Annotated in this window: 10 protein-coding genes; 7 read left to right on the forward strand and 3 right to left on the reverse strand. The window is 53.5% G+C overall.

What is annotated here, in order from left to right; translation table 11 throughout:
- Window positions 1-20 precede the first annotated feature (20 nt).
- The 5 genes from X474_RS18375 (at window position 21) to X474_RS18395 (ending at window position 10,031) form a co-directional block, all read left to right on the forward strand.
- Window positions 21-3,737, forward strand: a complete 3,717-nt coding sequence (locus X474_RS18375; protein WP_052515385.1) for a cobaltochelatase subunit CobN — start codon at window positions 21-23, stop codon at window positions 3,735-3,737.
- A complete protein-coding gene (locus tag X474_RS26295) occupies window positions 3,701-5,428 on the forward strand; it encodes an ABC transporter ATP-binding protein (RefSeq protein WP_156360831.1) in 1,728 nt (575 codons plus the stop codon). Before X474_RS18375 ends, X474_RS26295 begins: the two co-directional genes overlap by 37 nt.
- Before the next feature lie 66 nt (window positions 5,429-5,494).
- Complete coding sequence (locus tag X474_RS18385) at window positions 5,495-7,195, forward strand: outer membrane protein assembly factor BamB family protein (RefSeq protein ID WP_044350961.1); 1,701 nt, start codon at window positions 5,495-5,497, stop codon at window positions 7,193-7,195.
- Between the two features lie 11 nt (window positions 7,196-7,206).
- The gene (locus tag X474_RS18390) at window positions 7,207-9,138 is read left to right on the forward strand and encodes a hypothetical protein (RefSeq protein ID WP_044350962.1); all 1,932 of its coding nucleotides are present in this window, start codon (window positions 7,207-7,209) and stop codon (window positions 9,136-9,138) included.
- On the forward strand, window positions 9,138-10,031 hold the full coding sequence (locus X474_RS18395) for an energy-coupling factor transporter transmembrane component T family protein (RefSeq protein WP_044350964.1): 894 nt from the start codon (window positions 9,138-9,140) through the stop codon (window positions 10,029-10,031). The genes X474_RS18390 and X474_RS18395 overlap by 1 nt, the downstream gene beginning before the upstream one ends.
- Window positions 10,032-10,125: 94 nt before the next feature.
- Here the strand turns inward: X474_RS18395 and X474_RS18400 are convergent, their stop codons facing one another.
- Window positions 10,126-11,292 (reverse strand): adenosylcobinamide amidohydrolase, encoded by a 1,167-nt coding sequence (locus tag X474_RS18400; protein ID WP_044350965.1) that lies wholly within the window; start codon window positions 11,290-11,292, stop codon window positions 10,126-10,128.
- 233 nt (window positions 11,293-11,525) lie between these two features.
- Here X474_RS18400 and X474_RS18405 point away from each other — a divergent pair, with 233 nt between their 5' ends.
- Window positions 11,526-12,362 (forward strand): glycerophosphodiester phosphodiesterase, encoded by an 837-nt coding sequence (locus X474_RS18405; RefSeq protein ID WP_052515387.1) that lies wholly within the window; start codon window positions 11,526-11,528, stop codon window positions 12,360-12,362.
- 178 nt (window positions 12,363-12,540) lie between these two features.
- Complete coding sequence (locus tag X474_RS18410) at window positions 12,541-13,827, forward strand: HDOD domain-containing protein (RefSeq protein WP_044350966.1); 1,287 nt, start codon at window positions 12,541-12,543, stop codon at window positions 13,825-13,827.
- Here the strand turns inward: X474_RS18410 and X474_RS18415 are convergent.
- Entirely contained in the window at window positions 13,815-14,168 is a 354-nt protein-coding gene (locus X474_RS18415) for a cupin domain-containing protein (RefSeq protein WP_044350967.1), read from the reverse strand. The two genes, X474_RS18410 and X474_RS18415, sit on opposite strands and share 13 nt — an antisense overlap.
- 98 nt (window positions 14,169-14,266) lie before the next feature.
- On the reverse strand, window positions 14,267-15,244 hold the full coding sequence (locus tag X474_RS18420; protein WP_044350969.1) for a GGDEF domain-containing response regulator: 978 nt from the start codon (window positions 15,242-15,244) through the stop codon (window positions 14,267-14,269).
- Window positions 15,245-15,436: the final 192 nt, after the last annotated feature.

Below are 15,436 nucleotides of genomic sequence, written 5' to 3' on the forward strand. Positions count from 1 at the left end.
TCTTACAAGGGAGATCTCAGTTGGGACCTCATATTGCATATATTCACGGTCACATGTTTCAGCCCCGCACCTGGGGCAGGGTAGCTGAAATCCTGAAGTCCCCGGGGATCGATTTTCAGTACTTCTCCCAGGCCGCCTATGGCCGGACAGCTCCGGACCCCAAAGGTCTGGATGTGATCATCTTGAATATTTATCGAGATTTGCCTTTTTACGACGAGATCTTGGAAACCTATGGCCAGGTGAAGGTGCGTCTGGGGCTGGGCCCCGAGATGCCCCGGGGGTTCTCGAGCCTGAGCGCTGAAGAGACGGCGCGATTCAACCAATACCTGGCTCGGCTTTCTCCGGAGAATTATGCCGAGGGCGTAAAATATCTGGCCTCCCTTTGTCATCCGGACATTACCTGTGAGCCTCCCCTTGAGATCCAGCCGGACGGCATTTACCATCCCCGGGCAGAGGATGTTTTTAAAGACCTGGATGCCTACCTGGCCTGGTGGGACCGGCAGGAGGCAAGCGTCCCCTCCGGCCCCATGGCCGCTGTTTTGTGTTACCGCGGCCTTTTGGTGGAGCAAAACACGGCTGATATAGACTGCTTGATTAATTGCCTGGAAAAACAGGGTTTCATTCCCTTATGCATCTTCACCGAAGGCATGATTTCCGATAATGCCTCCCAAGAGCGCTATCCTTGGCTGGATTACCTTGAACAGGCCAAGCCAGACCTGGGGCTGATCTTTAATTTTCTGGCCGGGCGTTTCCTTTCCGGCCCATCTGAAACCGAACTGCTCTTAGATCTGAATGTGCCGGTGGTGCAGCTTTTGCGCATGCACGGTAAGACCTTTGAACAATGGCGCGATGACCCCATGGGGATTTCCAGCACCGGGCTGATATATTCTCTGGCCCAGCCCGAGATAGCCGGGGTTATCGAGCCCTCCGCCGCCTCTGTGGAGGAGCCCGGCCCGGATGGATTGAATGCCTATCAACCCCTGACGGAACGCCTGGAGAGCCTCTGCCGCAGGGCAAAAAAATGGCTTGCCCTTAGAAAAATGCCCAACTCCCAAAAGCGGGTGACCTTTGTACTGCATAACAGCCCCTGCAAAGGGGTGGAGGCCACCGCCGGAAGGGCTGTGGGGCTCGATGTTTTCAAGAGCCTGGATGAGGTTTTTCCACTGATGGCGGAAAAAGGCTATGATTTTGGGGGGGCTCACCCAAGCGGTGAAAAGGTCCATGAAATGATCATGGCCAAAAAGGCCTTGAGCGAGTTTCGCTGGACCACGGTTGAAGAGATTGTGGCCAAGGGCGGAGACCTCCACCGCATGAAGGCCGAGGAGTATCTGGCCTATTTCAACGGTCTTCCCGAACGGGCCAGGCATAAGGTGCTGGCCGATTGGGATGAGTTCCCCGGCGAGGGCATGGTTTATGAGCAGGAAGACGGCCCCTGCCTTTTAATAACCGGGCTTTGTTTCGGCAATATCCAGGTGATGATCGAGCCCAAAAGGGGGTGCTACGGACCCAAATGCGATGGAGAAGTCTGCCGGATTCTGCACGATCCCACCATCAGCCCGCCTCACCATTGGCTGGCGACCTATAAGTACATCCAGGATACCAGCGATGTGGTGGTTCATTTTGGGGGCGAAGGGGCCTTGGAATATCTGCCCGGCAAAAGGGCCGCCCTTTCCCGGGATTGTTTCAGCGAGATAAGCCTGGGGGATCTGCCGAATATCAACCCCTATATCATGGATGTCTGCGGCGAGGGGTTGATGGCAAAACGCAGGGCCAGGGCCGTGATTGTGGATCACCTGGGGCCTGCCTTGAGTCCGGTGGGCCTAGATGACGAGTCCCGGCTTTTTCTGGACCTTTTGTCCCAATATGAAAAGGCCGCGCAGATGGATGAATCAGCCCGGCAAGAGGATCTGGCCGCCGAGTTGATTCCGCTTTTGGAGGAGTTGGGCTTTGTCGACCAAAAGTGCGAGGATTTGCCCCAAAAGCTGGAACTGGCCGGACGGCACTTAAGAGAGATGAAAAATCAGATGGCCCCTCTGGGGCTGCATGTGCTGGGGGGTAATCCAGACCTGGAGGAAACAGCCCTGATGCTGGCCGGCATTCTGCGCCTCGAAGCAAAGGACAGGCCTTCCTTGGCCGAATTGGCAGCCTTGGGCGATCAAAAGAACCTGGAAGATGAGTTTGACGCGGCCAAGGAGACAATCAAGCGGATAATAAGCGATCCTTCTTTGTCTGGTGAATTTAAGCTGAAAGACGGGTGGGTGGAACAACAGGCTGGGAATTTGGCCCAATCCGTGCGCGAAACAAGTCAGTTCCTGAAGGCCCTTGACGGGGGTTACATTGAGCCCGGGTTGGGCGGCTCGCTTTTGGCCGGTCAACTGGACACCCTGCCTACGGGCAGGAATTTTTACACCACGGACATCACCCGCCTGCCGACCAGGGCGGCTTATGAGAGAGGCCGGAAACTGGCCGGGCAGCTCTTGGCCAGATACCTGTCCGAGGAAGGGCGCTTTCCCCAGAGTGTGGGAATAAGCCTGTGGAGTTCCGATGCCTTTAAGAGCGACGGGGAGGTTTTTTGCCAGATTCTCGATTTGTACGGCATTACTCCGGTCTGGGAATCGGACGGCAGGGTTTCAGGCTTGGAAGCCTTGCCCTTGGAAGAGCTGACGCTTCTATTCGAGGGCGACAAAATACCGCGCCCCAGGGTGGATGTGATTATCCAGACCAGCGGAATTGTGCGGGATATGCTCCCCAATTATATAGAGCATCTGGATCGGGCGGCCACCCTGGCCGGTGATCTGGACGAGCCCCTTGAGCTGAATTACCTGCGCAAAAACAACCTGGAAAAAATAAAAGACCTTAAAGACAGGCTGGGTGATGATCTGGGTGACGACCAGTTGCGCCGTTTGGCCGCTTACAGGGTGTTTTCCTCGCCCGCAGGCAGTTACGGCATAGGTGTGGGGCTTATGTTGGACGCCTCTGCCTGGGAAACCGAAAACGACCTGGCCGAGGCCTATGTCAACTGGGGCGGTGTGGCCTACGGTGCCGGCGATTCCGCCCGGGGAGTGGAGGCCTACCAGGTCTTTTCCGATCATATGGCCAAGATCGATGTGGCCTATATGAAACAGGCCTCGCCTGAATATGGGCTTATGGATGCGGGCTGTTATGCCGCTTTTCAGGGAGGCATGGCCGCCTGCGCCAAGGCAGTGGGCAAAAAGCGCCCCAAACTCTATTGGGCTGATAACGACAGCCAAGGCGACGGCCGGGTGCGGGATCTCAAGGAAAGCCTGGAAACCGGTTTCAGGGCCAGGATGCTTAATAAAAAATGGCTTGAGCGCCTGAAGGAACACGGGTTCCAGGGCGCGGCCAAGGCTACGGGACTGGTCGGCACCCTTTATACCTGGAGCGCCACCACCGATCAGGTGGATAAAAAGCTTTTTGATCAATGCGTGGAGGTGCTTATCAAAGACCAGGAAAACTATGAGTGGTTGAGAAAAGAAAACCCCCATGCCTTGGAAGAGATGACCCGACGCCTGCTTGAGGCGCATTCCCGGGGCCTGTGGCAGGCCGACGATGACCATCTGGCCCTGGTGGAGACAGCGGCCCTTTCCGTGGAAGGGGATATGGAAGACTCCATGGGCGAGATCATGGGTGAGCACCAGGGGTCCCAAGTGGATGTTATCACCAGGGGACAGGTGGAAAAATGGAATCCCAAATGGGCCCTGAAAAACGCTTCATAGTTGAGCTGAACCAGGTTTCTTTTCAATATCCCGGCTCCGGGCAACCGGCCTTGAAGGACGTGGGCTTCAAGTTGGCTCCCGGAGAGGCGGTATTGCTCACCGGTCCCACGGGTTGCGGGAAAAGCACCCTCTTAAAGGTGATAAGCGGCATTATCCCTTTGGAAAGTTCCGGGCAGTTCAAGGGAAAGGTCCGCCTGGCCGGTAAACAGACCAGCCTGTGGACCTTGCCCCAACTGGCCCCCCTGGTGGGCCTGGTCTATCAAAGCCCGGATGATCAGCTTTTCAGTAATACGGTCTATGACGAAGTGGCCCTGGGCCCCATAAACCTGGGCCTTGGGCGAAAAGAGATAAAGGCCAGGGTGGACGAGGCCCTCGGCCAGGTGGGGCTTTTTGATCTTAAAAACAGCCAGGTGAACCGACTTTCGGGCGGCCAGAAACAAAGGCTGGCCATTGCCTCGCAACTGGCCATGCGGCCTTTGGTCATGGCCCTGGACGAGCCTATCAGCCAGCTGGACCAAAAAGGCGCGCGAGAGGTGCTTAACTGCCTTAAGGATTTGGTAAAGGCGGGCATGGCCCTGATCATTGTCGAGCACCGCATAGAAGAGGCCATGACCCTGGTAAACCGGGTTCTGGTCATGGACAAGGGCAGACTGGTGGATGCTTTTGACAAGGCCCGGCTGCCCGCCCATGCGGCCGGATTGGAGGAATTGGGCCTGGAAGTGCCCGAGGCCGTGACCCTGGCCCAAAGCATGGGCATGGTTCTGGGCCCTGACTGGCAAGGTGATTTTGAATCCATGCTGGCAGGGATAGCTTCCAAAAGGCCGGCCAATTCGCCCTTGCCTGCTAAAACTCCCCGTCAATGCGTATCTGTCCCCCTTTTGCGCATGGAAGGTGTTTGCTTTCGTTACTTCAAAGGCGGTCCTGCCGCTTTGTCCGGGGTCTCGCTTACGGTCTGCCCGAATGAGGTGGTGGCGCTGATGGGGGTGAACGGCTCAGGCAAATCCACTCTTTTAAGCCTGATGGCCGGTTTGAACCATCCTGGAAAGGGACAGGTCTTCTGGCAGAATCATCGTCTGAAAAAGAATCGCCCCATTCCGGCCGGGCGAACCGGCATGCTGTTTCAAAATCCCGACCTGCTGTTGATTGAAACCAGTGTGGAAGAGGAATTTGGCTTTGGCCCCGGAAACCAGAAAAAAAGTTCGGATGAAATCAAAAAACTGGTGACCCGAACCGCTCAAGAGATGGGCCTTACGGATCAATTGGCAACCCCGCCCTGGGCCCTTTCCAAGGGGCAGCGCCTCAGGGCGGCCTTGGGATCATTGCTAACCATGCAGCCAGGCCTTCTGCTTTTGGATGAACCCACCACCGGCCAGAATAAAAAGAACATAACCGGGCTTTTGAAATCCATTCAGGCCAATGCCTCGGTCAAGGCGGTGGTTTTTTGCTCCCATGATCTGGCCTCCGTGGCCGAGTTCAGCACCAGGGTGATTTTGTTGAATCAGGGGCGGATTGTGGCCCAGGGGCCCAGCGGGGAGATTCTACAGGATCGGGACGCATTGACCCAATGCGGCCTGAAACCGCCCAAGGCTTGCCTGCTTTCCACTAAATATGGTTTTTCACCGCCTGCCTTTACTGCGAGCGGTTTTGCCGCCCGGATGAAGGAGGTTAAAGGCAAGAGCAGAGCTTCTTGAAGCCTGACAAAAAGCCTGTGCCTGTTGCCCAAACGTTTTGGCCTTGGATTATAAGGTTTGAATCATATGCGTTTTTTTAGATGGTTATCTGTTTTTATTTTGCTTTCCTCCCTGTTTTTGGCTGCTTCATGTCAAAAGGAACCGGTCTCCCTGGATGTTTTTTGGGTCAGGGGCGGTTTGGCCCTGGTGGGCGATGTTCTTAAAGGGGTGGAGGTCAGCTCCGGCGGAGAGAAACTCTTTTCCTGGCAAGATCCTGATCAAGACAAGCGGGTCCTGAAGCTGGGGCCAGACAAATGCCTGGTGCTTTTGCCCCTGAAGCCGGGGCGGGAAATAGAGGTTTCCTGGCGCACCTCACAAGGCCGGGGAAAGGCCGAGCTTGTCGTACCGGTCAAGCCTTCACCTTTTTTAGTGCATACACTTGACCTGGAAAAGGTGGATTTTTTAAACGGCCGCATGGGCTCGAATCTGGATACGGTGCTCAAGTTTTCCCCCGGGTCGGATTATCTGGCCATAGGAAGCTATGAGGGCTACCTGAGGGTTGTTGAGGTCTTGAGCGGCCGCCTTTTATATAAAAAGAAGTTGGCCGAGGGCATGGTAAAGCGCCTGGCCTGGGCCTCATGCCGGGGAAAGTTGCTGCTCTACGCCGGGGAACAGAGCCCGGACGGTTTTTTATATTGTCTGGAAGGCCTTACCGGCAAGGAAATCTGGAAATACCGCACAGCCGATGATGTGGGGCAGGGTAATAGAGAAAGTGATAAGCGCCATGCCATATACAATCTGCCTGGAATTTATCATCTGGCAGCCACTCCCAAGGGCGATGCCGTGGCGGTATGCACCTATGGAAGGTATGTGGCCGATGAATACCTCCATGACTGCCTGGTCTACCGTTTTGACGGCCAGACCGGCCGGGTCCTCTGGCGCTGGCCGGAGAATACCTGTTTTCCCCACGGCATAACCTGGGTCGGCAACTCTTTCAATGCCCGCACTTTGGCTTTGATGTCCTTCAGCACTTTAGGCCCGGACCGGGACCACACCGGCTTTTTCAGGGGAAGGCTTTATTGCCTGGACGGTAAAGGCGGCAAGGTGAAATGGGACTATCAAGTTCTCCCCCTTGCACCCTATTACAATCGGGTATCCACCTGGCAGGGGGTGAGCGTATCGCCGGACGGCAACTATGTGACCGCAGGGCTGAACGACGGCAGGGTGATTTTCTTCGAGGCCAACGGAAGCCGGGCCGGGGAGCCCATTTGGGTCAGAAAACCCGGCGCTCCGGTAATGGTGGGGGATGTGCCGGTTGCCTCGCCGGTGAGCTATACCGCCATGACCGATAAGGCGGTCTACTGCGTAACTCCGGGGACAACCATACCCCTTAGCAGCGGCCGTTCCCGCGGCAAAGCCCCGGCTCCCCATCCCGGCGCGGGCTACTTAAGGGCCTATGGGCTTGCTGGGGAGCTTTTATGGCAGTACAAGACCAGGGGGTCCAGTCAGGGCATTTTCGCCTGCCCGGATCATAAACTGGCGGCCATTGCCATAAGCCAGAACAGAACAGACAAGGATCTTAATGAGTTTGGTTTTGTTCTTTTTGATACAGGGAGAAAAGGGGGATCCAATCAAAAGCTTATCTATCACTTTGCCACAGAGGGACCCTGCTTTTTTCAGGCGGATATAGCCGGTAACGGACTTTTCGCGGCAGTCACCGAGATGCCCTTGAGCCTGGATGAGGGCAAAAAGGTCCATGGCTCCTATCGGGTGCACATAATCCACTGAGGGTCTGGGCCTTGCTGAAAAGAATACTATTTATATCAGCCGCACTTTTTGGCGTTGCCTTTGGCCTGGCGATTTTTCTTGGCGTTTTCTCGCCAAAGCCGCCTCGGCCCGAGATTGAAAAAGTGGTGTTCGGCCCCCAAAGGGCTTGCCTGGTTTTGAGCCAAAGGGTGAAGGTGAGCCGTTTTGTGATCTCTGAAAAACAGGGCAAAACCATTTTGGACCAAAGGTTCGCCCGGGTGAGGCGGGATCGGCTTGAGGCCTTGTTTGACTGGAGCCCTGACCGGGAATACCGGTTCAGGGTCACAGGCCCCTGGGGCAGCGCGGTTTTAATCCAAAAATCACCGGGTCAAAGAAAATCAGACCTTTCGGTAAACTTTTTGGCCCCATTCGCAGGTTCGGCCGGATGGGAGGCAAAAGGCGGGGTGGACCCTGAGTACCAGGATAAGGGGGCCATGATCAAAGGCGGAGTCACCACCTGCGCCCTGATACTCACCAGCCACAACCAGCAGCCCGGACTGGCCAAGGCCAAGGTGTTTTTGCCTGGCGGGTTCGAAGTTATAAGCCGGGACCTGCCGCCTTTTGTGAGGCGGACGGAAAGTCAGGGCAGACAGGTTCTTGATTTCAACCAAAGGCTTTATTCAGAACAGGATAATTTCGCCCTGGTCTTCAGGGTGCGCGCCCCGCGCACCGGAACTTTTCCTCTTGAGGCCCTGGTCGAGTTCCGGTCGGGCGAAAAGGTGAAAAAATACCGGCGTTCAGTTCTCATTACAGTCATGGAGCCCGAGCAGTTTTCCAGATCCATCAAGGTGAAACAAACCTTTTTACCGACCACCAGCACTGGTTTGCCCGATAAAAGGGCCGAAAAAAACACCATCTATTTCAAACCGCCTTTGGTTAGAAAAATCGCCGACATGCTGGGGGTCGAACCGCAAGTCAGAAACTATTGGTCGCCTTACACCTACCAGGCCCTGGTGCTGGAAAATAAAACCCAGAGCACGGTTTCTCTTTTGATCACCTCCCGCATTACAGACGGCGCGGGCCGGGCCACGCCCCGGGCCTTTAAACCGCCGGATATATTCAAGGGATCTTTGAAAAACGACTCCGTGGCCGTGAGCCACACCCTTTTGCCCGGTGAGACGGACAGGGTGGTTATACCGGTCTTTATCACCAGCCGCCCCAGGCCGGGCCTATACAAACGCCGCTTAAGCATCCGCCCCATGGGCAGCCAGGCAAAGATGGCGGGCCTGGACCTGGATCTGGTCATAACAACCACCAATCAAAACGCCCTTATTTTCACCCTGCTGGCATTTTTGGTGAGCCTGGGCAGCTTTTTATGGCTTGTGTTTTCCTTCAGGGGGATGATCAGGGCCTTTAAGGTCCGCTGGGTGGTTATAGTGGCCTTGTTCGGGGCCTTGAGCTTTGTGGGAGTCAACCTCCCCCTAAGGGTTTTCGGAGCACTTATCCAGGGGCTTTTGGGCCCATTTAGCGTGCTTGTGCTGGGCTTTTTCAATGACCTGCTTTATTTTGCCCTTTTAGTTGCCCTGCTGCGCCTGATCCCGCAAAAGGGGGTGGCCACCTTATTGATTCTGGTTCGCTATGCCTTGTCCGTTATGCTCACCGGTGGTTTTCACCTGACTGATTTTCTGTATGTGGGGACCGCCATCCTGGTCAAGGAAGGAGCTTTACACCTCTCCGGCGTGACCAGGAAAGGCGCCGACTTTGAGTGGACCTGGGCAGGGACCGGGTTTTTGGCCCTATTCCTGGCCTTGGGCGACACCTATCTCAATGCCACTTCCCTTTATGTGCATATGCTTTTGTTCAGGCTTTATTTTGCCGACTGGTACATATGGCTGAACCTTATCTTTAACGGCATGATCTACACCACCATAGGCACATTTTTGGGCAAGCGTTTCAGTGACCGGCTGATCTGGGCGGAGGACTGATGTACGGAATTAAACGCCTGGCCGAGGTGGAAAAAAAAGACGGTTTTCTGTTCAGGCTCGATACAAGGGTGAAGATCGCCTTTTTAGCCTATGGCTCCATTTTCTCCATGATTTTGGACAGTGTATGGGCTTTGACGGGGATATTTGCCTTTTCGGTTTTTTTGGCCTTGGGTGCGCGGCTGGACTGGGGCAAGGTTAAGGCGCTTGGGTTTATGGTGATATTGATCACCTGGGGCACTATTTTTTCCCAGGCTATTTTTTATTATCAGGAACCCAGAACCGTGCTTTTCTGCCTGGTGGAACAACAGACCCCGTTTTTGGGCAGCCTTTTGGGCGAGGTCTCGTTTTACACCGAAGGCATGGAATATGGTGCAATACAGTCTTTACGTTTTTCCTTTATGCTGGTTCTGGGCATGACCTATTGCTGGACCACGGATTCGGGAGAGATGTTCAGGGGGATGCTGAGGTTGAAGGCCCCTTTTATCATAAGTTTCATGACTGTAACCGCGGTGCGGTTCCTGCCGGTTTTGATTGATGAATTCTCCATGGTCATTTTGGCCTGCCGTATGCGCGGAGGCAGGCTTTTGAGCCTGAATCCCTGGCGCATGGCCACTGCCTGGCTCAAGATCATCAGGCCGGTCCTGTTGAACTGTTACCGCAGGTCCAATGTGCTGGCCCTTTCCCTGCAGGGAAGGGGCTTCAGCCCGGAGAACCGCCCCGGCCTTGATCTGGAGCAAGGTTTGACTCAAGCCCAATGGGTCCTGGTCCTGGCCGGAGGGGGAGTGACTTTTTTGGTCTTGGCGGCAAAAGGGACTTATTGGCTTTATGTCACCGGCCTTTTTTACAGCTCTGAACTCAGGCGGCTTTATGAATTCACCAGGCTTTATCTTTAAGGGCCTCATCGCAAAATGCCCGCCCAGTATCCCTCTGAAAAATAATTGAGGCTCTTTGGGGGGAATTTACTGTTTTAAATTACGCAACATGGCCTTAGTTGGCAAATTTCAGATAAAAATCCCATTTTTCCGCGAATCCGAGCGCCATGGACCTGTAAATCACCTCTAGGAAGGATTGATTGTCATTGTCTTCAGGCAGAGGAGAGAGACGTTTGGCATATTGGTCAATGCTTCCTTTTTTACCGCTTACAGTAAGGCAAAGTAGGGCTGCCTGGTTGCCGATTATTTCGGGCCTGCAGGTCTCGGGCAATATTTTGTAGGTGAATTTGTCTTTCAAGTGGCACAAGGCGCAGACCAAGGCCACGGTGGGGGGATCTAAATTCAACTCATCGAAATTGTGTATGAATAAATCCTTTTTGTCGGCAGGTAGGTATTTGGCAATGCCATGTTGCATCTTGGTTTTGTCTGTGCCGAAGCGCTTAAGGTGCAGGTGGGCTGCGCATAGGGAATTGGGGGTGAGGTGGTTTTGCAGGGCCAGTGCTTTTTTAACGGCTTTTTTAACGGCCACGCCTATCAGTTCGCCCAATTTGGCATGCTTGCCCGTACCTTGCAGGGGAGTGCCTGTGTCAAGCAGGCAGGATGCGGCTATCTGGTCCGTGCCCGTGCCGGTGGCCAGTCCATCGGAGTAATTGGACCCCACGCAAAGCTCCTCCAGAGCGGCTGTCTTGGCCTCTGTGGCCGTGACAATGCTTCTGACCAAAGCGCCTTTGGTCACCTCCCGGTTCATAAACAGCATGATGTTTATGGTCCCGTGAGGAGGAGGAGAGACGGAGGCAAGCTTTTCATAGGAACCGTTTATTTCAAAGACCGTAGCCGGATCACAGACCCTGCCCGCGTTTCCTTCCACACCTGCGGTGACCACGGCCACCACGGTTTGCTCTCGGAAGGATTCTGCCATGATCGCTGTGTTGTGCATATTGGCGGCTGTGCTTAAAACCACGCATTTTTCAGGAATAAGGTCAAGGGTTTCGGCAATGATATGGCGGAACAAAAGGGGATCGTTAAAGGCATTTTGGGGGATTGCCTTGTGCTCTCCTGCCGGTTCGCAGGCCTGATGATTAAAAATATGGGTGTACTCAGAGCTTAAACCGCCCGAGGCCAGACAGGTGGAGATGACCATATGTGGTTTGAGAAATTCCGCGATCAGGGCTTTGTCTTTTCTTATGAGTGACAAGGCTCCATAATATTCACCCAGGCGCATGTCGGCTCCTTTTGTGGAACAGCTTTTCAAATCAGAAAGCAGGTTGAATTTTATATTGATAACAAGCGTTACCCAAATCCTCTACGGTTTTTAAGAATCCGTTATATTTTGTTATGCGCCGGTGAACATAAAGCTGATCCCGTGAGGGTAATTAATTGATTATACAAACTAAACCTTGCAGACAGAGTTTTGCGCCGGTTTTATTGTCAACCGATCTAATACTGGATGAAATCATGTTTTCGAATTTTCGCAAAAGCACTTTTCGGCTTTTTGCCTTGGGCATTTTTCTCCTGGCCCTGGTCTGCCTGCCGGGGATGGAGGCCCGGGCAGGTCAGGACGGTATAGAGGTTTTTGCCCACAGGGGGCTTGCTTACGAGCAGCCGGAGAATTCATTGGCCGCCATCAAGGCGGCCATGGATCTGGGCCTGGACGGCTGCGAGGTGGATCTGCGCACCACCCGTGATCATGTCCTGGTCTTAATGCACGATCCCACCTTGGAGCGCACCACCACCGGCCGGGGCAGGGTGAAGGAAAAGACCTATGCCGAGTTGTGCGAATTTAAGCTCAAGGATAAAAAGGGCAGGGCAACCGGCCTGGCTATTCCCAGTTTGGAACAGGCCCTGACCCTTGTTAAAAAAAAGAAAGGCTTTCGCCTGGCCCTGGATATGAAAGACTGCGACCCCAAGGCTCTGGGACAGGCGGTTTTACAGGCAGGGGCGCAAAAGCGGGTGATTTTTTCCATTTCCGGAGAGGCAAAGACCATCCAGGCCCGCGCCTTGAAAGATTTAAACCGGAATCTGTTTGTTTCCTTTGATCTGGGAACTTGGTGGAAGATAGAGGGCATCCCCACCTTTGCCGCTCAATCCCTGGGAGCGGAGGCGCTGTTTTGCGCGGAATGGAATTTTCCCAAATACGGTTTCAGGGAAGCCAAAGATGCGGGTGTGCAGGTGATCGTGTTTTTGTGGGGCACTAAAGATTTGGCCAAGCGCGCCAAAAGGGCCTTTCTTCTGGGAGCGGATATCATCTCCTGCGACTGTCCCGGAGATATATTGTTTTTACGAAAAGAATAAGAAGACTTCTACGAAGCCCGCGACTAGATTGAAAAAAAACCCGGCAAGAATACCGGCTGAAGAAAAATTCATAATGCTCCTGCCGGGTTTTTTGCGCTTCCCAGAATCAGGCGATGATAGTATATAGATTGCGGCGCTGTAAGACTGAATATCTAGTTGTTTTCTGGTTGAGGTGCTAATGCGGATTCTGGTTGTTGACGACGATCTGGTCAGCCGTAAAAACCTACATTTTTATTTGAGCCCATATGGCTGGTGCCGGGCCGTGGATAATGGTTTTGAGGCACTGGAACTTCTCAAAGGCGCTTCCGGGGCTGGAAACAGGTTTGACTTGGTGGTCCTGGATCTGCTTTTGCCCGAAAAATCCGGGCTCGAGGTGCTGGTTGAGTTGCGGGCAGCGGAAGAGAAAATAGGCGGGCCCCATACCAAGGTGATTATCATTTCATCCAAGGCGGATCAGGATTCGTTTTTAAAATGCGTGCAGGCCGGTTGTGATGACTACGTTGTAAAGCCCTTTGAAAAGAAGACCCTGGAAGCCAAGATGAAGCGCCTGGGTTTTTTTCACCCCGCCGATGACCATACCAGGCATCTGATCTGCAGAAGTCAGGTAAGTCAGGCCCAGAAAGTGGATCTGGGGGTGCATCTTTTCAAGCTTCTGGAACAGGGTAAATTAAGCCTGCCCTCGCCGCCGGATATTTTTATCAGGTTTCGCGAGCTGATGGCCAAACAGGCTTCCGGCGCTCTGGTGGCCGACCTTTTGAAACAGGATGCCAGTGTTTCTCTCAAGCTTATAAGCGTTTCAAATTCACTCCAATACAGGGGTGTTTCCGAAAACACCACTGTGGAACAGGCCATACGACGCCTGGGTATGGCCGCCACCAGAAAATATGTCTACCTGATCTGCGGCCAGTCCATGTATGCAATGTCAAGCAAACGCTATGATGAGCAGATAAAGCAGATTTGGCGGCATTCGGTTGTCTGCGCCCATGGTTGCGAGGTCCTTTCCGAATGCCTGGGCGTCAATTCAACAGTTGATCCCTTTACCTTGGGCATACTGCATGATATCGGCAAATTGGCCTTGATACAGTTTGTGGATAAACTGGAGCAAAATCAAACCCTGCCGGATTTGGTAGACGAAGAGGAACTCAACGAGATCCTGGCCCGGCATCACGGCAGCTTTGGAGAGGTGTTGCTCAAGAAATGGGGCTTTCCCCGGGTATTTACCGAAGCGGCCAGATTACACCAAAAACCGCCCCAGGACGCTTCTTCAGAGGCCTGGCTGGTCTGGGGGGCAGAGCAACTTTGTTTCAGCCTGGAACGCGGCTATGACGGACCTCTTGTAACCCTGCCCGAGTCTGTGATTGCCTTGGGATTGGATATCGGAACCTTTATGCAGGCCCAAAAAGAGATGAAATCCCGCCTGGAACTCTCCCTGGGGGCCCTGGAAGACGAATCTCAACGTGGATAACCTGGAATAAGCCCGGCCACCACCAGGATGGTCATCTCTTTATCTCCGGTATTGGTCAGTTCATGCACACTGCCGATGGGGATGTGGATGGCGTCGCCGGGGTTAACCTCTCTGGTCTCCTGATCAACCTGCATAAGCCCCTTGCCGGTCTGTATGATGTAAATCTCTTCCATGGGGTCTATGTGGGCCGAGAGCTTTTCCCCCACCGGCACCGCGGCGTGAGCCAAAAACATTAGCGTTTCAAGGCATCTGGCATCCAGCACCATGTGGGCGGTGCCTCCGTCGTGAGCCCGGTACCGGGTGGCCCGCACCTCTTTGTGCTCGAGATTCCGTACAATCATACTTCACCTTTGGCTGGCAGTATCTAATTAGATCGATATTGATTTCGGGGTATGTTGCCATAAAGCGGAGCTGATAACAAGACAATCGGCAAAGATGGTCAGGCCGCCGGTTCAGTGCCCGACCAAAGGACAACCTGGTTGCGCCCCTGGTTTTTGGCTTGGTAAAGGGCTCGGTCGGCCTGGGAGATGAGTTCTTCGGGCTCGATACTCGCCGTGGGCAGGGCGCATGAAACCCCCAGGCTTATAGTCACCACCCGGGCAACCGGCGAGGAACTGTGCTTTATCTTGAGGTCTTTGATTGACCTTCGCATCTGTTCGGCCAAGTCTCCCGCACCTGCGATTTCAGTTTCAGGCAGGATTATGGCGAACTCTTCTCCTCCGTAACGTGCAACCAAATCAGCCGGGCGCTTCAGCAGGTGATACAGGCGTTGGGCCACCTGGATGAGGCAGTCATCTCCCGCTTGATGGCCATAGGTGTCGTTAAAGGCCTTGAAATGGTCTATGTCGGCCATTACCAGCCCCATGGGCTGGCCGGTGCGTATGGCCCTGCGCCATTCCTGCTCCATGTGCTCGTCAAACCTGCGACGGTTGGCGATCTGGGTGAGGCCGTCTAAAGAGCTTAAGCGCTCCAGGCGTTGATTGGCTTTGCGCAGCTCTTTTTCGTGGGCCTTTCGGCGGTCTGTTTCGCGTTTTAAGCGTAAAGCGGCACCCATGCGCACCAAAAGTTCAATTTTGTTCATGGGCTTTTTGATGAGGTCGGTCGCACCGGATTCAAAGGCTTGAATAAGATTTTTATCATTAAGTTCCGAGGTGACCATGATAACCGGGATGTCTTTTAAATGGTGCACGGCCCTGATTTTTTTTAAGGCTTCAATACCATTTAAACCGGGCATGCCGATATCCATAAGGATAAGGTCAATTTCAGGGGGATCGGTTTCCGGCTGCCGCAGTTTCAGAATGGCGAAGGCCTGGTCAGCCGAATCAACATAGACCGTATCCTCAAACCCTGCTTCATGCAGGACATTTTTAAAAAACAACCTGTCTTTTTGTGAGTCATCGACAATCAGGATACGCATCTTGCGGGACCTTCATTAAAATTTTAAAGCGAGTTGATATTATTCAATACAAACCATAAAGATGTTTGGCTTCGGTAATTAGTCTATAATAAATATTTCCTATAATAGAGGTTATTAATATATTATATGCCAATCTAAAAAAATAACGATGGTAAAGTTTTAATCGATCAGCCAGAGCTCCCTAAAAAATCA

The sequence above is a fragment of the Dethiosulfatarculus sandiegensis genome, assembly GCF_000931935.2.
GTDB lineage: Bacteria > Desulfobacterota > Desulfarculia > Desulfarculales > Desulfarculaceae > Dethiosulfatarculus > Dethiosulfatarculus sandiegensis.